Below are 18,575 nucleotides of genomic sequence, written 5' to 3' on the forward strand. Positions count from 1 at the left end.
CCGCGCGGCACCCGCACCGCCCGCCGCACCGCCCCCGCCTCCAACACCGGCGCCACCAACAGCGCGTCCCCCAACAAGAACGCGTCCGTACAGTCCCGCAACGCCCGGTCCCGCGGCGAACTCCACCCCACCACCCGCACCCCCGGCACCGCACCCCACAAGCCCCGCGCAGCGGCCCCGCGCCGCAGGCGCAAACAACAACCCCCACGGCGGGACGGCCGACAACGTGGGAAGCCCCGCCAAGCGCAGCGACCCGTCAGCCGCCGCTCAGTTGGGAGGCGCTCGGGACCTGGTTGGTGACCTCGGCGCCGTTCTTCTTGCCGACGTCCTTGACGTTGTTGATGACGTTCTGGAACTGGTCGACGTCGCCGGGACCGGCCTCGCCCTTGCGGAGCTTGGTGCCGAGGTTCTTCAGCGAGTCGATGCCGCTGTTGAGGGGGGCCAGTGCCTTGGAGAGCGTCGGATCACCCTGCGCGTTGCGGACCGCGGCCTTGAGGCGGTTGTAGGTGAAGACGCCGGCCAGGCCCGCCTTGACCAGTGTGGTCTTGCGGTGGTCGGCGCCCTTCTGGAACCCGCCGGCCTTGTACGGCTTGATGATCCACTGGTAGGTGGCGCCGGCTGCCAGGCCGGCGTTGGTCACGAACCGCGTCTTGGCGAACTTCTGCTTCTCCACCGAACTGGTGGGGCTGGGCGAGCCGGCGGGTGAGGCGCTGGCCTGGCCCTCGTCCTTCTTCGAGCCGCCGCAGGCGACGGCGCCCAGGCTCAGCGTGCAGACCAGCGGCAGTGCGACGGCGGCCCGGCGCAGGGCGGCGCGGTTACGGACGGGGGGCTGCGGAACGGTCACGGCGCGCCTCCGGCGGGCTCGGTTCGGCTGGGGGAGCATCGTCCGCAGCCTGTCCCGCCCGCCGGAGGGGCGCCAGCCGGAAACGGCCGTACGGGGGCGCCCCCACCCGGCCGGGGCAGTGTCCGGGGCCTACCGGCAGCAGTCCGGTGCCAGCCCGACCGGCAGCCGTTCGCCGCCGAAGACCGCGGTGGTGGCTTCGTCGCCGCCCAGTGCGGCCACCGCCAGCAGCAGCGAACCGGCGGTCCAGGACGTGAGTTCCCGCGGCCAGATCGCCTCGTCCTCGAAGACGTAGCCGGTCCAGTACATGCCGTTGTCGGCGCGCAGGTGCTGGATCCACTTGAGGATCGTCACGGCCCGGTCGGACTCCCCCATCGCCCACAGTGCCAGCGCCAGTTCCGCGCTTTCGCCGCCGGTGACCCAGGGGTTGGGCACCACGCAGCGCACGCCCAGGCCGGGGACGACGAAGCGGTCCCAGTCCGCGTCGATCCGCTCCCGGGCCGCCGTGCCGCGCACCGCGCCGCCCAGCACCGGGTAGTACCAGTCCATGGAGTAGCGGGACTTGTCGAGGAACCGCTCGGGGTGGTGGCGTATCGCGTGGCCGAGGCGGCCGAGGGCCAGTTCCCAGTCGGGCTGCGGCTCCTCGCGCTGCTCGGCCAGGGCCAGGGCGCAGCGCAGTGCCTGGTAGACGGAGGACGAGCCGGTCAACAGGGCGTCGCGGACGGGCGTGCCGTCGTCCTCCCGCTTCCAGCCGATCTCGCCGCCGGGCTGCTGGAGTTCCAGGACGTACTCGATCGCCGCGTGGACCGCCGGCCACATCCGGTCGAGGAACGTCTCGTCCCCGGTGGACAGGTAGTGGTGCCAGGCCCCGACCGCGAGGTAGGCGCAGAAGTTGGTCTCCCGGCCTCGGTCGGTGGGGGCGTCGGCGTCGCCGTCGGCGTAGGCGGCGTACCAGGAGCCGTCCTGGTTCTGGTGGCGGACCAGCCAGTCGTAGGCGGCCTCGGCGCGGTCGTGTTCGCCGGCCGCGTCCAGGGCCATGGCGGCCTCGATGTGGTCCCACGGGTCGAGGTGGTGGCCGCGGAACCAGGGGATGGCGCCGTCGGTGCGCTGGGTCGCCACGATGCCGGCGACCGTTTCGGCGGCCTGTTCGGCGGTGAGCACGCCCGGCAGGACGAGCCGTTCGGTGCGCCCGGGACTCGTCACTTGGCGGCCTCGCGGGTGCCGGCGGGCTTGGCCGCGGAACGGGTGCGCTTGGCCGCCTTCGGCGCGGCGGGCTCCGGCTGCGCCGCCGGTTCGGGGAGGTGCGGCTTGGTGGCGTAGGCGACGAAGCTCTTGCCGATGAGCGGGTTGAGGGCCTGCTCGGCGAGGCGGGTGGCCAGCGGCTTCTTCATGATGTCCCAGACCAGCAGCTTGTGGTACGCCTTCACGGGCAGTGCCTGGTCGTTGTCCACGCCGAACGCGCACTTGAGCCACCAGTAGGGGCTGTGCAGACCGTGGGCGTGGTGGGTGCCGTAGGGCTCAAGGCCGGCTTCCCGCATCTTGTCGAGGAGTTCGTCGCCGCGGTAGATGCGGATGTGGCCGCCCTCGACCTCGTGGTAGGCGTCGCTGAGCGCCCAGCAGACCTTCTCCGGGCCGTAGCGCGGCACGGTGACGGCGATCCGGCCGCCGGGGCGCAGCACCCGGACCATCTCGGCGAGGACGCCCTTGTCGTCCGGGATGTGCTCCATCACCTCGGAGATGATCACGACGTCGAAGCTGTCGTCGGGGAACGGCAGCGCGAGGGCGTCGCCCTCCATGGCGACGGCGGAGGCGCCCGCCGGGGCCTCACCGGCCTCCTTCATCGCGGCGAACCACTTGGCGACCTCGCGGATCTCCTCGCCGTTCCGGTCCAGGGCGACGACCTGCGCGCCGCGCCGGTAACACTCGAAGGCGTGCCGACCGGCGCCGCAGCCCAGGTCGAGCACGCGGTCGCCGGGGGCGAGCGGGAAACGGGAAAAGTCGACGGTCAGCACGGCGTTTACGCTTTCGTCCGGCGGTCAGGGGCGGGGTGGGGTACGTCGTGGGCGGCGGGAGGACGGCATGCGCGGGTCACCGGCGGCCGGTGGCCCGCACGGCGGCGCCGGCCACCTGGCGGGCGATGGCCTCCCGGTAGCGCTCGGCGGTGCCGATGGCGGCCTGCCGCCAGGTGAAGCGGGCCAGCACCCGTTCCCGGCCGGCGGTGCCCAGTCGGCGGCGGAGCCCCTCGTCGCCGAGCAGTCGGAGCAGGCCGGCGGCGAGTGCCCCGGCGTCGCCCGGCGGCACCGCGAGGCAGGTCTCGCCGTCCGGGCCGGCGACTTCGGGGATGGCGCCGCCGGTGGTGGCGAGCAGCGGGGTGCCGGTGGCCATCGCCTCGGCCGCCGGCAGCGAGAAGCCTTCGTAGAGGGAGGGCACGCAGGCGATCTGGGCGCCGCGCACCAGGTCGACGAGTTCGGCGTCGCTGATGCCCTTGACGAACTCGATGGCGCCGGACAGGCCGAGCCGTTCGATGGCGGCGGCGACCGGCCCGTCGTCGGCCCGCTTGCCGACGACGACCAGGTGGGCCTCGGGGTTCTCGGTGCGGACCTTGGCCAGCGCCTCGACGAGGTGGATCAGGCCCTTGAGGGGGACGTCCGCACTGGAGGTGGTGACGATCCGGCCGGGCACCTCGGGGACGGCCGGGTCCGGGGAGAAGAGGTCGGTGTCGGCGCCGATGGGGACGACGTGGATCCGGCCGGGGTGCACGCCGAGGTCCTCGACGATCTCCTGGCGGGAGGAGCCGGAGACGGTCAGCACCGACGGCAGCCGCCGGGCCACCCGCTTCTGCATCCGGGTGAAGCCGTACCAGCGGCGGACCGAGGCGCGGCGCTTCCAGCCCTGCGCGGCGGCCAGGTCGAGCCGTCGGTCGACGGTGATGGGGTGGTGGATCGTGGTGACGAGCGGGGCGCCGAGCGCGTCCGGGCCGCCGAGCAGGCCGTAGCCGAGGGTCTGGTTGTCGTGGACGACGTCGAACTGGCCGCGGTGGGCGGCGAGGTGGCGCCGGGCGCGCAGCGAGAAGGTCAGCGGTTCGGGGAAGCCGCCGGTCCACATCGTGGCGACTTCGAGGCCGTCGATCCAGTCGCGGAACTCGTCGCGGCCCGGGGTGCGGAACGGGTCGGGCTGGCGGTAGAGGTCGAGGCTGGGCAGTTCGGTCAGCGTCACGGCCCCGGGTCCCGTCCGGGCGGGGTCCACGCCGTCGAGGACGGGGTAGGGCTGGGCGCCGATGACGTCGACGGTGTGGCCGAGGCGGGCCAACTCGCGGGAGAGGTGGCGGACGTAGACGCCCTGACCGCCGCAGAACGGGTTCCCCTTGTACGTGAGCATGGCGATCCGCAGGGGACGCTCACCGTCCGTCGGGGCGGAGGCCGAGGGGGTCTCCGCCGGGCGGGGCGCGGCTGCCTGGACGGCCTCTGCGGTCACGCACGGCCCCCTTCTCGCTGGACTTTCGCCGGAGCGTAACCGCTGGCGGTAATCTAGAACAAGTTTCAGAACTGAAAAGCTACTGATCAGTTCACCGAGTTTCGAATCTACCGGCCGGGAACGGAGCGAAAAGAGCCACACCAGGTGATTCGCGCCACGGCACGGGCCCTGCCATGCTGTGCCGATCGCACCACCGGCACGCACCGCATCGCGGACGGAAAGCCACGGAATGGGATACATGACTACGGAATCCAAGGCGGCCGGGCCGGCGCTTCCGGCGAGTCCTCCCTTGACCGAGCGTCAGGAGGCCCGGCGCCGCCGCATCCTGCACACCAGCGCCAGGCTCGCCAGCCGCGGCGGGTTCGACGCGGTCCAGATGCGCGAGGTGGCCGAATCCTCCGGGGTCGCGCTCGGCACCCTCTACCGCTACTTCCCCTCCAAGGTGCACCTGCTGGTCGCCACCATGCAGGACCAGCTCCAGCACATGCACGAGACGCTGCGCAAGCGCCCCCCGTCGGAGGAGGACCCCGGCGCCCGGGTCGCCCAGACGCTGATGCGGGCCTTCCGCGCCCTGCAGCGCGAACCGCACCTGGCCGACGCGATGGTGCGGGCGCTGACCTTCGCCGACCGGTCCGTCAGCCCCGAGGTGGACACCGTCTCCCGGCTGACCACCGCGATCATCCTCGACGCCATGGGGCTGGACGGTCCGCCCTCCCCCGAGCAGCTCTCCGCGGTCCGGGTCATCGAGCACACCTGGCACTCGGCGCTGATCACCTGGCTGTCCGGGCGGGCCTCGATCGCCCAGGTGAAGATCGACATCGAGACGGTCTGCCGGCTGATCGACCTCACGACCCCGGTGCGGCCCCACCGCCGTCAACCTCCCTCCGCATGACCGCTCCCGCCCGCGGGTAGCGGGCCCGCAAGGGGCCCACCCGCCCCCTACGGGCCGGGCCGCCCCGCCCCCTACGGGCCCGACTCCCCCGCCCCGCCGCTCACTCGTCCGGTGGGAAGACCGCCGCACCGCTGTCCGCCGCGGTGATCGCGATGGCCTCCACCGGGCAGCCCTCGGCCGCCGCCAGCACGCCGTCCGCGGCCTCCGTCTCCGGCTCGACGGGGTGCGCCTGGCGCGCCGCGTCCAGCCGGAACCGTTCCGGTGCGGTCCCGGCGCACAGTCCCGAACCGATGCAGACCCGCCGGTCCACCGTCACCTGCCAACGCTCCGCCATCAGGCACCCGCCGGCAGGTGGATCATCTTGTGCTCCAGGTACTCGGCGAACCCCTCGGGCCCGAACTCCCGGCCGATGCCGGAGTTCTTGTAGCCGCCGAACGGACCGAGCATGTCGATGCTGAAGGTGTTCACCGAGTACGTCCCGGTGCGCACCCGTCGCGCGAGGTCGATGCCGCGGTCGGTGTCCGCGGTCCACACCGAGCCCGACAGCCCGTACTCCGAGTCGTTGGCGATCCGCACCGCCTCCGCCTCGTCCCCGTACGGCAGCAGGCAGATGACCGGGCCGAAGATCTCCTCCCGGGCGATCCGCATCCCGTTGTCGACCTCTCCGAAGAGCGTCGGCTCGACGTACCACCCGGTCGACTGTCCCTTCGGGCGGCCGCCGCCGGCCAGCACCTTGGCGCCTTCCTGCTGGCCCAACGCGATGTAGTCCAGGGAGCGTTGCTGCTGGCGGCGGGCGACCAGCGGTCCGAGTTCCGTGGCCGGGTCCAGCGGGTCGCCGACGACGAGCGCGCCCGCCGCCGCCGCGAACCGCTCGGCGATCTCGTCGTAACGGCTGCGCGGCGCGAGGATCCGGGTCTGCGCCACGCACGCCTGGCCGTTGAGCATCCACGCGAACGGCGCGATGCCGGCCACCGCCGCGTCCAGGTCCGCGTCCGGCAGGATCACCGCCGCCGACTTGCCGCCCAACTCCAGCGTCACCCGGGTGAGGTTGCGGGCGGCGACCTCCATGACCCGCTTGCCGGCCGCCACCGAGCCGGTGAACGACACCTTGTCCACGCCCGGGTGCCCGACCAGGTACTCGCTGACCTCCCGGTCGGCCGGCAGGATCGACAGCACCCCCGGTGGCACGCCGGCCTCCGAGGCGATCTCCGCGAGCAGGTACGCGTCCAACGGGGTCTCCGGCGAGACCTTCAGCACCACCGAGCACCCGGCCAGCAGCGCCGGCGCGAGCTTGGCGGCGGCGGTGAACTGCGGGACGTTCCAGGGCACGACGGCCGCGACCACCCCCACCGGCTCGCGGCGCACCAACAGCGGCCCCAACGCCCCGGCCCGCCGCTCCTCGAAGGCGAACTCCCGCGCCACGGTGAGCGTCGCGTCCCACACCATCATCGCGGCCAGCGACTGCACCATCACGCCCGAGGTGACCGGCGTCCCGTTCTGCGCGCCGATGACCCGCGCGAACTCCTCGCTGCGCACCGCGAACGCGTCCTTGATACGGGTCACCACCGCGATCCGCTCGTCCAGCGGGGCATCGGCCCACACCCCGGACGCGAAGGACGCCCGGGCCGCGGCCACCGCCCGGTCGACGTCGGCCCGCGCGGCGTGCGGGACCCGGCCGATGACCCGTTCGGTGTGCGGCGAGACGACCTCGATCGTGTCCGGTCCGGCCGGATCGACCCACTCACCGCCTATGTAGAGCTTTCCGTGCTCGACGAGGTCGCCCATTGCTGTCCGCCTCCCGACGGTCTCGACGGATTGCGCTCCCGACGGACCACGATTTCTGACGGTCCATCAGGATTGCGGTTCCAGCAGAACTGATACCAGTTCCACCCGGTGGAGTCCACGCCCACCGCCGAATCCCAACTCCCTTCTCCAGCACGGCCGTCGCCCTGTTGTTGGAACTCGTTCTAGTTATAGTTGAGGCGACGACGGCGCGGGAGGGGACGGTAGCCATGGCACCGCAGGTGATCGACCACAAGGGCGGGGTGTGGAGCATCGCCGTCCCCATCCCGGACAACCCCCTCGGCCACACCCTCGTCCACCTCCTGGAGACCGACCGCGGACCGGTCCTGATCGACACCGGCTGGGACGACCCGGACTCCTGGGACACCCTCACCGCCGGCATCACCGCCTGCGGCTTCGACCCCGCCGACGTCCACGGGGTGGTGATCACCCACCACCACCCCGACCACCACGGGCTCTCCGCCACGGTGCGGGAGACCTCCGGCGCGTGGATCGCCATGCACGCCGCGGACGCCGCGGTGGTCCGGCGCAGCCGCGCGGCCGAACCGGGGCAGTGGCTCGACTACGTGCTCGTCAAACTCACCACGGCCGGAGCGCCGGACGACCACCTGGAGCCGCTGCGGGCCGCCCGCGCCGCCGGGCGCGGCCGCAAGCTGCCCGGACGGCGGGCCGCCCTGCCGGACCGGGCCATCGAGCCCGGCGAACTCCTCGACCTGGCCGGCCGCCGCGTCCGGGCGATCTGGACGCCGGGTCACACCCCCGGCCACGTCTGCCTCCACCTGGAGGAGACCCACCCCGCCCAGCAGGGCGCCCCCGCCACGACCCGCCCCACCGGCTTCGGCCGGCTCTTCTCCGGCGACCACCTCCTGCCCGGCATCACCCCGCACATCGGCCTGTACGAGGACCCCGACGACGTCGCCCCCGACCTGCTCGACCGGGGCGACCCGCTCGGCGACTACCTCGACTCCCTCGAACGCATCGCCCGCCTCGCACCGGCCGAGGTGCTGCCGGCCCACCAGCACGCCTTCCCGGACGCGGCCGGGCGCGTCCGGCAGCTGATCGCCCACCACGAGGAGCGGCTGACCGACCTCCGCACGCTGCTGCGCGAACCGCTCACCGCCTGGCAGCTCGCCACGTCCATGCAGTGGAACCGCCCCTGGGCCGAGATCCCCGCCGGCTCCCGCACCATCGCCGTCTCCGAGGCCGAGGCCCACCTGCGCCACCTGGTCAAACGGGGGCACGTCGAGCCGGTCGCCGGCTCGATGCCGGTGCGGTACGTGGCGGTGTAGCCGGGCCCCGGCGGGCGGGTGCGGGGCGGCGGGCGCGCTGGGGGCGCTCCCGTCGCGCTCCGATGCGCGCCCCACCGCCGTCGGCGCCGGCGTTAAGGTGTGCGGGACAACTTCATCCGTACCCGATCGGGGGAAGCCGGTGGAAATCCGGCACTGACCCGCAACCGTGAGCAGGCCGCCCCGCGGACCTGTAAGCCGGAGCACCCGATGGGGCACGACCAAGGCTCCCGCCACCGGACCCTCCCCGCTCTCGGCTTCGCTCGGGCCGGGGACCCCCATGCCGCTGCTGCGGCTGGCCGGTGCGCGCCACCGTCGAGGTATGCGGAACCGAGCCCGGTGCCACCGCGCCGCACCCCCGGGGTGCGGCGGACGGTCGCCCGAGCGCGGCTCGGCTCCGCATCCCGCCGCGACCCGACCGACCCGAGAGGCACCCACCCGATGGCCCGCATGGCCCCCACGGCTGCGCCGCAGCCGCACTCCGCCGCCCCCCGGCCGCGCCGCGCCGCCACGGCGCTGGCCGCCCTGGCGACCGCCGCCGTGCTGGCCGGTGCCGCGGCCCCCGCCGCGTACGCCGACGGCCCGGCGGCCCCGCCGCAGCAGAAGCTCCCCAAGGGGCTGTACGGCGGCAAGGACCCGCAGTACGACGGCGTGTGGCGGCAGTCGCTGGCGCTGCTGGCGCAGCACACCGTCGGGGTGCGTCCGGCGACGGCCGCCGTGGACTGGCTGGCCGGGCAGCAGTGCGCCGACGGGGCGTTCGCCGCGTTCCGGGCCGATCCCGGTACGGCGTGCGGCGCCGGCACGCTGCGGGACACCAACCAGACGTCCGCCGCGATCCAGGCGCTGACCGCGCTCGGCGGGCACGGCGACGCGGTGCAGAAGGCCGTGGGGTGGCTGAAGTCCGTCCAGCACCCGGACGGCGGCTGGAGCTCGATGCCCGGCGGACAGGGCGGCTCGGAGAGCGACGCCAACTCCACGGCCGTGGTGATCGGGGCGCTCGCCGCGGCGGGCGAGAAGCCGGAGTCGGTGACGGCGAAGGGCGGCAAGTCGCCGTACGACGCGCTGCTGGGCTTCCAGCTGGGCTGCGACGCGAAGGAGGGCGAGCGCGGGGCGTTCACCTTCCAGCTGAAGAACGCCGCGCCGAACGCCGACGCGACCGCGGCCGCGATCACCGGCGCGCTGGGCAAGGGCTTCGTCGTGGCACCGGCCGGGAAGGACGCGGGCCAGCCGGTCAAGGCGCTGGACTGCGCGAAGGGCGGCGCCGCGGGCCGCGGCGCGGACGCCCGCGCGGCGGTCGCGGACGGCGGCGCCAGCTGGCTGGTCGGGCAGCTCGACGCGAACGGACAGCACCTGAAGTCCGCGATGCCGGGTGCCGAGCAGCAGCCCGACGTGGGCAACACCGCGGACACGGTGGTCGCGCTGGCGGCCGGTGGGCACGGTGCGGCCGCGCAGCAGCCGCTGGCCTGGCTGGAGAAGAACGCCACCGCCTGGGCGAAGCAGAACGGCCCGGCCGCGTACGCCCAGCTGGTCCTCGCCGCGCACGCCACCGGCACCGACCCGCGGTCCTTCGGCGGCACCGACCTGGTGGCCGCGCTCAACGCCACCGGCCCCGCGCCGGCCGGCAACAGCGCCGCGTCGCCGGCCGCCGCCGACGATGCCAAGGACGGCGACGGCGGCGGCATCGGACTGTGGTGGGTGATCGGCGTCGGGCTGGCCGTCGGCGCCGGCGTCGGCTTCCTGATCAGCGGCCGCAACAAGAACAAGACCGGGCTGTGATGCGGGCGCGGCGGACCGCCGGGGTGCTGCTGGCGGCGGGGGTGGTGACCGGTCTGGGCGCCGGGCCCGCGCAGGCACAGCAGTACCGGTACTGGTCGTTCTGGGACGGGAAGCCGGCCGCGGCCGGCGCCACCGCTTCGTGGGCTTACGCCACGGAGGGGCCCGGTACCGCGCGGCCGGCCGACGGGTCCGTCGTGGGGTTCCGCTTCACGGTGAGCGTGGACTCCGCCAAGGCGGCCGGCCCGCGGACCGCCCCCGACTTCGCCGCGCTCTGCGACCGGACCCCGGCCCGTTCCGGTGCCAAACGGGTCGGCGTGGTGATCGACTTCGGGACCGCGGCGGACGCGCCGTCGGGGGAGCGCCCGCCGGCGGGCCGCACGGCCTGCGCGCAGGTGCCGGCGGACGCCTCGGCGGGCGAGGCGCTGGCCGCGGTCGCCAAGCCGCTGCGGTACGACGCCAACGCGCTGCTGTGCGCGATCGCGGGCTATCCGCGGTCGGGCTGCGCGGAGCAGGTGTCCGGGGGCGGCGCGGAGCCGTCGGCGGCGCCCCGCACGAGCGCCGCGGGCGAGGGCGACGACGGCGGCCCGTCGGCCGGTCTGGTCGGCGGGATCGGTGCCGTGGTGGTGCTGGGCGCGGCCGGCGTGTGGCAGGCGCGCCGGCGACGCGGATGAGCGCGCCGCGGGCCACCCGCAGCACCGCGCTGCACGCCGGCGCCTGGTGGGTGTGGGCGCTCGGTCTGGCGACGGCGGCGTCGCGGACCACCAATCCGCTGCTGCTGGCGCTGCTGGTGGGGGTGGCCGGCTACGTGGTGGCGGCGCGCCGCACCGAGGCGCCGTGGGCGCGGTCCTACGGGGCCTTCGTCAAGCTCGGGTTGGTGGTGCTGGGCATCCGGTTGGTGTTCGCGTTCGTGCTGGGGTCGCCGATCCCGGGGACGCACACCTTGGTGACGCTGCCCGAACTCCCGCTGCCCGACTGGGCGAAGGGGGTGCGGGTCGGGGGCCGGGTCACCGCGGAGGGGATGGTCTTCGCGCTGTACGACGGGCTGAAGCTGGCCACCTTGCTGATCTGCGTCGGGGCGGCGAACGCGCTCGCCAGTCCGGCCCGGCTGCTCAAGTCGCTGCCCGGTGCGCTCTACGAGGCGGGGGTGGCGGTGGTGGTCGCGATGACCTTCGCGCCGAACCTGGTGGCGGACGTGCAGCGGCTGCGGGCGGCCCGTCGGTTGCGCGGCCGTCCGGACCGCGGGGTGAAGGCGCTGCTCCAGGTCGGGATGCCGGTGCTGGAGGGGGCGCTGGAGCGGTCGGTGGCGCTGGCCGCGGCGATGGACGCGCGGGGGTACGGCCGGACGGCGCAGGTGCCGACGGCCGTGCGCCGGTTGACGACGGTGCTGACGCTGGGCGGCCTGCTCGGGGTGTGCGCGGGCTCGTACGGATTGCTGGGGGACACCGGTGCCGGTTACGGGCTGCCACTGTTGGCGGTCGGGCTGGCGGCGGCGCTGGCCGGGCTGTGGTTGGGGGGCCGCCGGTCGGTCCGGACCCGCTACCGGCCGGAGCCGTGGGGGGTGCGGGCCTGGTTGGTGTCGGGGTCGGGCATCGCCGTGGCGGCGTTGATGATCGCGGCGAACGGCTACGCGCCGGGGGCGCTGCATCCGCCGGCGGTGCCGTTGACGGCGCCGGTGCTGCCGCTGTGGCCGGCGCTGTCGGTGGTGGTGGGGCTGCTGCCGGCGTTCGTGGCGCCGGTGCCGGCGCGGGCCGGGGGCGGCGCGTCGGCCGGCCGCTCCGCCGGGTCCGCCGCGTCCACGTCTTCCGTCCCGTCCGCCTCTTCCACACCCTCCGTCGCGTCCGTCGCATCCGGCGCCTCCGCCGCGTCCGGCCGGCGTTCCGGTCCCGATCCGTCTATGAAGGAGCCCACCCAGTGATCCGCTTCGAGCAGGTCTCGGTCACCTACGCGGACGCCGCCGCGCCGGCCGTCCAGGGGGTCGACCTGACCGTGCCCGAGGGGGAGTTGTGCCTCCTCGTCGGCCCGTCCGGGGTCGGCAAGTCGACCGTGCTGAACGCGGTGTGCGGGCTGGTGCCGCACTTCACCGGCGGCACCCTGCACGGCCGGGTGACCGTCGGCGGACGGGACACCCGCACCCATCCGCCGCGGGAACTGGCCGACGTGGTCGGCACGGTGGGCCAGGACCCGATGGCGCACTTCGTCACCGACACCGTCGAGGACGAGTTGGCCTACGGCATGGAGTCGTTGGGGCTGGCGCCGGACGTGATGCGCCGGCGGGTCGAGGAGACCCTGGACCTGCTGGGCCTGGCCGAGCTGCGGGACCGGGCGATCAGCACGTTGTCCGGCGGACAGATGCAGCGGGTGGCGATCGGTTCGGTGCTGACCGCGCACCCGAAGGTGCTGGTGCTGGACGAGCCGACGTCGGCGCTGGACCCGGCGGCCGCGGAGGAGGTGCTGGCGGTGCTGCAACGGCTGGTCCACGACCTGGGGACGACGGTGCTGATGGCCGAACACCGGCTGGAGCGGGTGGTGCAGTACGCGGACCAGGTGATCCTGCTGCCCGGTCCCGGCGCGGCCCCGGTGATGGGTGAGCCGGCCGGCGTGATGGCGGCGTCCCCGGTCCGGCCGCCGGTGGTCGAGCTCGGCCGGCTGGCCGGCTGGTCGCCGTTGCCGCTGTCGGTGCGCGACGCCCGTCGCAGGGCGGCCCCGCTGCGGGAGCGGCTGTCGGCGATGGCCCCGCCGGCGCCCGGGCCGGCGCCGGCGGCGGACGCGGAGCCGGTGGCGACGGTCGCCGGGCTGGGCGTCCACCGGGACCGGACGCCGGTGCTGCACGGGGTCGGGCTGACGGTCCGGCCGGGCGAGACGGTCGCGCTGATGGGCCGCAACGGGGCCGGCAAGTCGACGTTGCTGCGGACGCTGGTGGGCATGCACCAGCCGTCGGCGGGGTCGGTGCGGATCGGTGGCGCCGTCCCGCACCGGACCCGGCCGCGGGACCTGGTGCGCCGGGTCGGGCTGGTGCCGCAGGAGCCGCGTGACCTGCTGTCCGCGGACACCGTGGCGGCGGAGTGCGTCGCGGCGGACCGGGACGCGGCCGCGCCGGCCGGCCGTTGCCGGGAGTTGGTGGCCCGGCTGCTGCCCGGGGTGCGGGACGCGGCGCATCCGCGGGACCTGTCCGAGGGGCAGCGGCTGGCGCTGGCCCTGGCGGTGGTGTTGACCGCGCGGCCGCCGCTGCTGTTGCTGGACGAGCCGACCCGCGGGCTGGACTACGCGGCGAAGGCCCGGTTGGTCGAGGTGGTGCGGGGGCTGGCCGCCGAGGGGCAGGCGTGCGTGCTGGCCACCCATGACGTGGAACTGGCCGCGGAGTTGGCGCACCGGGTGGTGATCCTGGCGGACGGGGAGGTCGTCGCCGACGGCCCGACCGAGGACGTGGTGGTCTCCTCCCCCGCGTTCGCCCCGCAGGTCGCCAAGGTGCTGGCGCCGCTGCCGTGGCTGACCGTCGCGCAGGTGGCGCGTTCGCTGGAAGGGGCGGTGGCGTGACGGCGTCCGCGCGGCAGGTGCGTGCGGTCCGGCTCGGTCCGCGGTCGGTGGCCGCGCTGTGTCTGGTGTCGGCGATCGGGGTGGTGGCCTTCGGGTGGCCGCTGTTGGCCGGTTCCGGTTCGGGGTTGGCGCATTCCCAGGACGCGCCGTGGTTGTTCGCCGCGCTGTTGCCGCTGCTGCTGGCGGTGGTGGTGGCGACGATCGGGGACCGCGGGCTGGACGCCAAGGCGATCGCGATGATCGGCGTGCTGGCCGCGGCGGGCGCGGCGCTGCGGCCGCTGGGTGCGGGCACCGCGGGCATCGAGCCGATGTTCTTCCTGATGGTGCTGTCCGGGCGGGTGCTGGGGCCCGGTTTCGGTTTCGTCCTGGGGTCGGTGGCGATGTTCGCGTCGGCGCTGCTGACCGGTGGCGTCGGGCCGTGGATGCCGTTCCAGATGCTGGCGATGGGCTGGGTGTCGATGGGGGCGGGGCTGCTGCCGGGGGCCGTGGAGGACGCCCCTGGCCGAGCGGGGTCGAGAGCTCGGGGGTGGCTGCGCGGCCGCCGTGAGTTGCTGCTGCTGGCGGGGTACGGGGCGGTGGCGTCGGTCGGCTACGGGCTGGTGATGAACCTCCAGGGGTGGCCGTACATCGGGGGGTTGGCGTCGGGCGTCTCGTTCGTGCCGGGTGATCCGCTCTCCGCCAACCTGACGCGCTATCTCGCGTACTGCCTGGCCACGTCGCTGGGGTGGGACCTGCCGCGGGCGGTGGTCACGGTCGTGCTCACCTTCGTGCTGGGCGGCACGGTGTTGAAGGCGCTGCGCCGGGCGACGCGCCGGGCGGCGTTCGAGGCGCCGGTGGCGTTCGAGGCGCCGGGCGGGCCGCCGGACCGGTCCTGACCTGTCCCGACCGGCATCACGGCCCGGCCGGGAGAGCTCCGACCGGGCCCGGTGGCCGCTACAGCCGTTGGATGATCGTCGCGGTGGCCAACGCCCCGCCCGCACACATGGTGATCAGGGCGAACTCCTTGTCGCGGCGTTCGAGTTCATGGAGGGCGGTGGCCAGGAGGCGGGCGCCGGTGGCGCCGACGGGGTGGCCCAGCGCGATGGCGCCGCCGTTGACGTTGACCTTCTCCAGGTCCTGGTCGAAGACCTGGGCCCAGGACAGCACGACGGAGGCGAACGCCTCGTTGATCTCGACCAGGTCGATGTCCTTGAGGGACATGCCGGCCTTGCCGAGGACGGCCCGGGTGGCGTCGATCGGCCCGTCGAGGTGGAAGTGCGGGTCGGAGCCGACCAGGGCCTGGGCGACGATGCGGGCCCGCGGCTTCAGGCGCAGGGCGCGGGCCATCCGCTTGGAGGCCCACAGCAGGGCGGCGGCGCCGTCGGAGATCTGCGAGGAGTTGCCGGCGGTGTGCACGGCGGAGGGCATGACGGGCTTGAGGCCGGCGAGCGCCGCCGTGTTGGTGTCGCGCAGCCCCTCGTCGCGGTCGACCAGCCGCCACATCCCCTGGCCGGCGGCCTGTTCCTCCTCGGTGGTGGGCACCTGGACGGCGAAGGTCTCGCGCTTGAAGCGTTCCTCGGCCCAGGCGGTGGCCGCCCGTTCTTGGGAGCGCAGGCCGAGCCCGTCGACCTCCTCGCGGGTCAGGCCGCGGTGGCGGGCGATCCGTTCGGCGGCCTCGAACTGGTTGGGCAGGTCGACGTTCCACTCGTCGGGCCAGGGCTTGCCGGGGCCGTGCTTGGAGCCGCTGCCGAGGGGGACGCGGGACATCGCCTCGACGCCGCAGCCGATGCCGACGTCGATGACGCCGGCCGCGATCATGTTGGCGACCATGTGGTTGGCCTGTTGGGAGGAGCCGCACTGGCAGTCCACGGTGGTGGCGGCGGTCTCGTAGGGCAGGCCCATGGTGAGCCAGGCGTTGCGGGCGGGGTTCATGGACTGTTCGCCGGCGTGGGTGACGGTGCCGCCGACGATCTGCTCGACGCAGTCGGGCTGGATGCCCGTGCGGGCGAGGAGTTCGCGGTACGTCTCGCCCAGGAGGTAGGCGGGGTGGAGGTTGGCGAGCGCACCTCCGCGCTTGCCGATCGGGGTGCGTACGGCTTCGACGATGACGGGTTCCGCGGCCATGACTTCAACTCGTCCTCTCCTCGCGTCCGTGGGCGTCCCGACGCCCACGGAGGGAAGAACTAGTACGCGTTCTAGTTCTGCGAACAGTCTCGTGAGCCGCCCGGCGTGGCGCAAGAGGGCTGCAACGCCCTTGTGCGCAAGAGGTCTTGCCGTGGCTCTTGCCACTTGTGGAACTCGTTACTACCTTCACCGCGACCTGCATCTGATGCACCGTCAGACACCTTGTCGGGCGGTACCGTCAGAGCGTCCGACGTCCGCTGGACCAGGAGTCGCCGATGCACTGCCCCGCGCTGCCCGAAGGGTTCGACTTCACCGACCCCGACGTCTACCAGTCCCGGGTCCCGCTGCCGGAGTTCGCGCGGCTGCGGCAGACCGCGCCCGTGTGGTGGAACGCCCAGCCGCACGGCATCGCCGGCTTCGACGACGACGGCTACTGGGTCGTCACCCGCCACCAGGACGTCAAGGAGGTCTCCACCAAGCCGGAGGTCTTCTCGGCCAATCTGAACACCTCGATCATCCGGTTCAACCAGGGCATCTCCCGCGACCAGATCGAGGTCCAGAAACTGATCATGCTGAACATGGACCCGCCGGAACACACCCGGGTCCGCCAGATCGTGCAGCGCGGCTTCACCCCGCGGGCCGTCCGCGCCCTGGAGGCGGCGCTGCGCCGGCGGGCCGGGCAGATCGTCGAGGAGGCCCGGCACAAGGGCTCCGGCGACTTCGTCACCGACGTCGCCTGCGAACTCCCCCTCCAGGCCATCGCCGAACTCATCGGCATCCCGCAGGAGGACCGGGCCCGGATCTTCGACTGGTCGAACAAGATGATCGCCTACGACGACCCGGAACTCGCCATCACCGAAGAGGTCGGCGCCAACGCGGCCATGGAGCTGATCTCGTACGCGATGAACCTCGCCGCGGCCCGCAAGGAGTGCCCGGCCCAGGACATCGTCAGCCGGCTGGTGGCGGCCGAACACGACGGGAACCTCGGCTCCGACGAGTTCGGCTTCTTCGTGCTGCTGCTGGCGGTGGCCGGCAACGAGACCACCCGCAACGCCATCACCCACGGCATGCACGCCTTCCTCACCCACCCCGACCAGTGGGAGCTCTACAAACGCGAGCGGCCGGCGACCGCCGCCGAGGAGATCGTGCGGTGGGCGACCCCGGTGGTCTCCTTCCAACGCACCGCCACCCAGGACACCGAACTGGGCGGCGCGCGCATCAAGAAGGGCCAGCGGGTCGGGATCTTCTACTCCTCCGCCAACCACGACCCTGCGGTCTTCGACCGCCCCGAGGTCTTCGACATCACCCGCGACCCCAATCCCCACCTGGGCTTCGGTGGCGGCGGCCCGCACTTCTGCCTGGGCAAGTCGCTGGCCGTGCTGGAGATCAACCTGATCTTCAACGCCCTCGCGGACGCCGTGCCCGGGATCTCCCTGGCCGGCGACCCGCGACGGCTGCGCTCGGCCTGGCTCAACGGGGTCAAGGAACTCCAGGTGCACTACCGCTGAGGGAGAGCACCGCCAGGGCGAGCGTCCCCAGGGCGCCGGCGCCGAGCAGCGCCGCCACCAGGCGGCGCCGCAGCGCGCGGTAGGCGTCCTCGTACTCGGTCCGCAGCGCGGCGCTGCGGACCGCGATGCGCTCCAGGTAGGACCGGGACTGCTCGTGCTGTTCCCGGCAGTAGTGGCGGACCACGTCGGCCCGTTGGGAGTCGGTGAGCCAGGGCAGTCGGGCGCAGAACTCCTCCGCCCGGCCGCGGGCCCGCCGCTGCTCCGCCTCCCACAGCAGGTAGCCCTCGATCTCGTTGATCGCCGTCGCCATGCGCAGGTCCTGCCCCGCGCCGCTCTCCTCACCCATGGGCCTCCTCACGCCTCGATCGCGGGCGCGACGTCCGGGTGGTGCAGGTCGAACGCCGGGGATTCGGAGCGGATGCGCGGCAGCGACGTGAAGTTGTGCCGCGGCGGCGGACAGGACGTCACCCACTCCAGCGAACGGCCCCAGCCCCACGGGTCGTCCACCTCGATCTTCTCGCCGTACTTGGCGGTCTTCCAGACGTTGTAGAGGAACGGCAGGACCGACATGCCCAGCAGGAACGAGCTGATCGTGGAGACGGTGTTCAGGGTGGTGAAGCCGTCCGCGGCGAGGTAATCGGGAATCCGGCGGATCATGCCCTCGGCGCCCAGCCAGTGCTGGACCAGGAACGTGCCGTGGAAGCCGATGAACAGCGTCCAGAAGGTGATCTTCCCGAGCCGCTCGTCGAGCGTCTTGCCGGTGAACTTCGGCCACCAGAAGTGGAAGCCGGCGAACATCGCGAAAACGACCGTGCCGAAGACGACGTAGTGGAAGTGGGCCACGACGAAGTACGAGTCGGAGATGTGGAAGTCCATCGGGGGCGACGCCAGGATGACGCCGGTCAGACCACCGAAGACGAAGGTGATCAGGAAACCGATCGCCCAGAGCATCGGCGTCTCGAAGGACAGCGAGCCCTTCCACATCGTGCCGATCCAGTTGAAGAACTTCACACCGGTCGGGACCGCGATGAGGAATGTCATGAAGGAGAAGAACGGCAGCAGCACACCGCCGGTCACGTACATGTGGTGCGCCCAGACCGTCACCGAAAGACCGGCGATGGAGATCGTCGCGGCAATCAGGCCGACGTAACCGAACATCGGCTTCCGGGAGAAGACCGGAATGACCTCGGAAATGATGCCGAAGAACGGCAGCGCAATGATGTACACCTCCGGATGGCCGAAGAACCAGAAGAGGTGTTGCCAGAGCAATGCGCCGCCATTGGCCGCGTCGAAGACATGGGCACCGAATTTACGGTCCGCCTCCAGGGCGAACAGCGCGGCGGCCAGCACCGGGAAGG

The 18,575-nt window shown here is 73.4% G+C and carries 17 protein-coding genes, 1 pseudogene and 1 riboswitch; of the genes and pseudogenes, 8 read left to right on the forward strand and 10 right to left on the reverse strand.

Translation table 11 applies throughout. From position 1 onward, the window contains the following. The 5 genes and pseudogenes from ACLJT4_RS41080 to ACLJT4_RS41100 all read right to left on the reverse strand — a co-directional run. Positions 1–146: pseudogene (locus tag ACLJT4_RS41080) on the reverse strand (hypothetical protein); the annotation flags it as partial. A gap of 110 nt (positions 147–256) precedes the next feature. After that, the gene (locus ACLJT4_RS41085; protein ID WP_411130197.1) at positions 257–844 is read right to left on the reverse strand and encodes a hypothetical protein; all 588 of its coding nucleotides are present in this window, start codon (positions 842–844) and stop codon (positions 257–259) included. 129 nt (positions 845–973) lie between these two features. Continuing rightward, positions 974–2,044 (reverse strand): prenyltransferase, encoded by a 1,071-nt coding sequence (locus ACLJT4_RS41090; RefSeq protein WP_411130199.1) that lies wholly within the window; start codon positions 2,042–2,044, stop codon positions 974–976. Next, on the reverse strand, positions 2,041–2,853 hold the full coding sequence (locus ACLJT4_RS41095) for a methyltransferase domain-containing protein (protein WP_411130200.1): 813 nt from the start codon (positions 2,851–2,853) through the stop codon (positions 2,041–2,043). Before ACLJT4_RS41095 ends, ACLJT4_RS41090 begins: the two co-directional genes overlap by 4 nt. A gap of 76 nt (positions 2,854–2,929) precedes the next feature. After that, positions 2,930–4,315: a glycosyltransferase family 4 protein gene (locus ACLJT4_RS41100; RefSeq protein ID WP_411130202.1), complete on the reverse strand. Its 1,386-nt coding sequence runs from the start codon at positions 4,313–4,315 to the stop codon at positions 2,930–2,932. 238 nt (positions 4,316–4,553) lie between these two features. On the opposite strand from ACLJT4_RS41100, the gene ACLJT4_RS41105 reads away from it, so the two are divergent. After that, complete coding sequence (locus ACLJT4_RS41105; protein WP_411130204.1) at positions 4,554–5,207, forward strand: TetR family transcriptional regulator; 654 nt, start codon at positions 4,554–4,556, stop codon at positions 5,205–5,207. 100 nt (positions 5,208–5,307) lie between these two features. Here ACLJT4_RS41105 and ACLJT4_RS41110 read toward each other — a convergent pair whose 3' ends face one another. Further along, a complete protein-coding gene (locus tag ACLJT4_RS41110) occupies positions 5,308–5,541 on the reverse strand; it encodes a ferredoxin (protein WP_411130205.1) in 234 nt (77 codons plus the stop codon). Further along, positions 5,541–6,992: an aldehyde dehydrogenase gene (locus ACLJT4_RS41115; RefSeq protein ID WP_411130207.1), complete on the reverse strand. Its 1,452-nt coding sequence runs from the start codon at positions 6,990–6,992 to the stop codon at positions 5,541–5,543. The genes ACLJT4_RS41110 and ACLJT4_RS41115 overlap by 1 nt, the downstream gene beginning before the upstream one ends. Positions 6,993–7,219: 227 nt before the next feature. Between ACLJT4_RS41115 and ACLJT4_RS41120 the strand changes: the two genes are divergently transcribed. The 6 genes from ACLJT4_RS41120 to ACLJT4_RS41145 all read left to right on the forward strand — a co-directional run bounded on the left by ACLJT4_RS41120 (position 7,220) and on the right by ACLJT4_RS41145 (position 14,481). After that, positions 7,220–8,299 carry an MBL fold metallo-hydrolase gene (locus tag ACLJT4_RS41120; protein WP_411130208.1) on the forward strand — a complete coding sequence of 360 codons (1,080 nt, stop codon included), beginning with the start codon at positions 7,220–7,222 and terminating at the stop codon, positions 8,297–8,299. A gap of 96 nt (positions 8,300–8,395) precedes the next feature. Further along, positions 8,396–8,526: riboswitch (cobalamin riboswitch) on the forward strand. 220 nt (positions 8,527–8,746) lie between these two features. Continuing rightward, complete coding sequence (locus ACLJT4_RS41125) at positions 8,747–10,072, forward strand: prenyltransferase/squalene oxidase repeat-containing protein (RefSeq protein WP_411130210.1); 1,326 nt, start codon at positions 8,747–8,749, stop codon at positions 10,070–10,072. Next, positions 10,072–10,743, forward strand: coding sequence for an SCO2322 family protein (locus ACLJT4_RS41130; RefSeq protein ID WP_411130211.1), 672 nt, complete (start codon positions 10,072–10,074; stop codon positions 10,741–10,743). Before ACLJT4_RS41125 ends, ACLJT4_RS41130 begins: the two co-directional genes overlap by 1 nt. Then, positions 10,740–11,987: a CbiQ family ECF transporter T component gene (locus ACLJT4_RS41135; RefSeq protein ID WP_411130212.1), complete on the forward strand. Its 1,248-nt coding sequence runs from the start codon at positions 10,740–10,742 to the stop codon at positions 11,985–11,987. Before ACLJT4_RS41130 ends, ACLJT4_RS41135 begins: the two co-directional genes overlap by 4 nt. Next, complete coding sequence (locus ACLJT4_RS41140; RefSeq protein ID WP_411130214.1) at positions 11,984–13,606, forward strand: ABC transporter ATP-binding protein; 1,623 nt, start codon at positions 11,984–11,986, stop codon at positions 13,604–13,606. The genes ACLJT4_RS41135 and ACLJT4_RS41140 overlap by 4 nt, the downstream gene beginning before the upstream one ends. Then, complete coding sequence (locus tag ACLJT4_RS41145; RefSeq protein WP_411130215.1) at positions 13,603–14,481, forward strand: ECF transporter S component; 879 nt, start codon at positions 13,603–13,605, stop codon at positions 14,479–14,481. The genes ACLJT4_RS41140 and ACLJT4_RS41145 overlap by 4 nt, the downstream gene beginning before the upstream one ends. A gap of 58 nt (positions 14,482–14,539) precedes the next feature. On the opposite strand, the gene ACLJT4_RS41150 is transcribed toward ACLJT4_RS41145, so the two are convergent. Continuing rightward, positions 14,540–15,709 carry a steroid 3-ketoacyl-CoA thiolase gene (locus tag ACLJT4_RS41150; RefSeq protein WP_411130217.1) on the reverse strand — a complete coding sequence of 390 codons (1,170 nt, stop codon included), beginning with the start codon at positions 15,707–15,709 and terminating at the stop codon, positions 14,540–14,542. Between the two features lie 275 nt (positions 15,710–15,984). Here ACLJT4_RS41150 and ACLJT4_RS41155 point away from each other — a divergent pair, with 275 nt between their 5' ends. Then, a complete protein-coding gene (locus tag ACLJT4_RS41155; RefSeq protein ID WP_411130218.1) occupies positions 15,985–17,217 on the forward strand; it encodes a cytochrome P450 in 1,233 nt (410 codons plus the stop codon). Here the strand turns inward: ACLJT4_RS41155 and ACLJT4_RS41160 are convergent. Both ACLJT4_RS41160 and ACLJT4_RS41165 read right to left on the reverse strand, forming a co-directional pair. Next, positions 17,189–17,563: a hypothetical protein gene (locus tag ACLJT4_RS41160; RefSeq protein ID WP_411130219.1), complete on the reverse strand. Its 375-nt coding sequence runs from the start codon at positions 17,561–17,563 to the stop codon at positions 17,189–17,191. The genes ACLJT4_RS41155 and ACLJT4_RS41160 overlap by 29 nt on opposite strands. An 8-nt stretch (positions 17,564–17,571) precedes the next feature. After that, a partial coding sequence (locus ACLJT4_RS41165) for a cbb3-type cytochrome c oxidase subunit I (RefSeq protein ID WP_411130220.1) occupies positions 17,572–18,575 on the reverse strand: 1,004 nt, incomplete at its 5' end.

Origin of the sequence: Streptomyces sp. x-19 (assembly GCF_046549115.1) — a bacterium.
GTDB classification, from domain to species: Bacteria; Actinomycetota; Actinomycetes; order Streptomycetales; family Streptomycetaceae; genus Streptomyces; species Streptomyces albulus_C.

Bases quoted from the DNA above. Each gene is read 5' to 3' on its own strand.
- ACLJT4_RS41125 (WP_411130210.1), top strand. From the start codon at position 8,747: ATGGCCCCCACGGCTGCGCCGCAGCCGCACTCCGCCGCCCCCCGGCCG.
- ACLJT4_RS41130 (WP_411130211.1), top strand. From the start codon at position 10,072: ATGCGGGCGCGGCGGACCGCCGGGGTGCTGCTGGCGGCGGGGGTGGTG.
- ACLJT4_RS41160 (WP_411130219.1), bottom strand. From the start codon at position 17,563: ATGGGTGAGGAGAGCGGCGCGGGGCAGGACCTGCGCATGGCGACGGCG.
- ACLJT4_RS41150 (WP_411130217.1), bottom strand. From the start codon at position 15,709: ATGGCCGCGGAACCCGTCATCGTCGAAGCCGTACGCACCCCGATCGGC.
- ACLJT4_RS41105 (WP_411130204.1), top strand. From the start codon at position 4,554: ATGACTACGGAATCCAAGGCGGCCGGGCCGGCGCTTCCGGCGAGTCCT.
- ACLJT4_RS41120 (WP_411130208.1), top strand. From the start codon at position 7,220: ATGGCACCGCAGGTGATCGACCACAAGGGCGGGGTGTGGAGCATCGCC.
- ACLJT4_RS41135 (WP_411130212.1), top strand. From the start codon at position 10,740: ATGAGCGCGCCGCGGGCCACCCGCAGCACCGCGCTGCACGCCGGCGCC.
- ACLJT4_RS41115 (WP_411130207.1), bottom strand. From the start codon at position 6,992: ATGGGCGACCTCGTCGAGCACGGAAAGCTCTACATAGGCGGTGAGTGG.
- ACLJT4_RS41155 (WP_411130218.1), top strand. From the start codon at position 15,985: ATGCACTGCCCCGCGCTGCCCGAAGGGTTCGACTTCACCGACCCCGAC.
- ACLJT4_RS41110 (WP_411130205.1), bottom strand. From the start codon at position 5,541: ATGGCGGAGCGTTGGCAGGTGACGGTGGACCGGCGGGTCTGCATCGGT.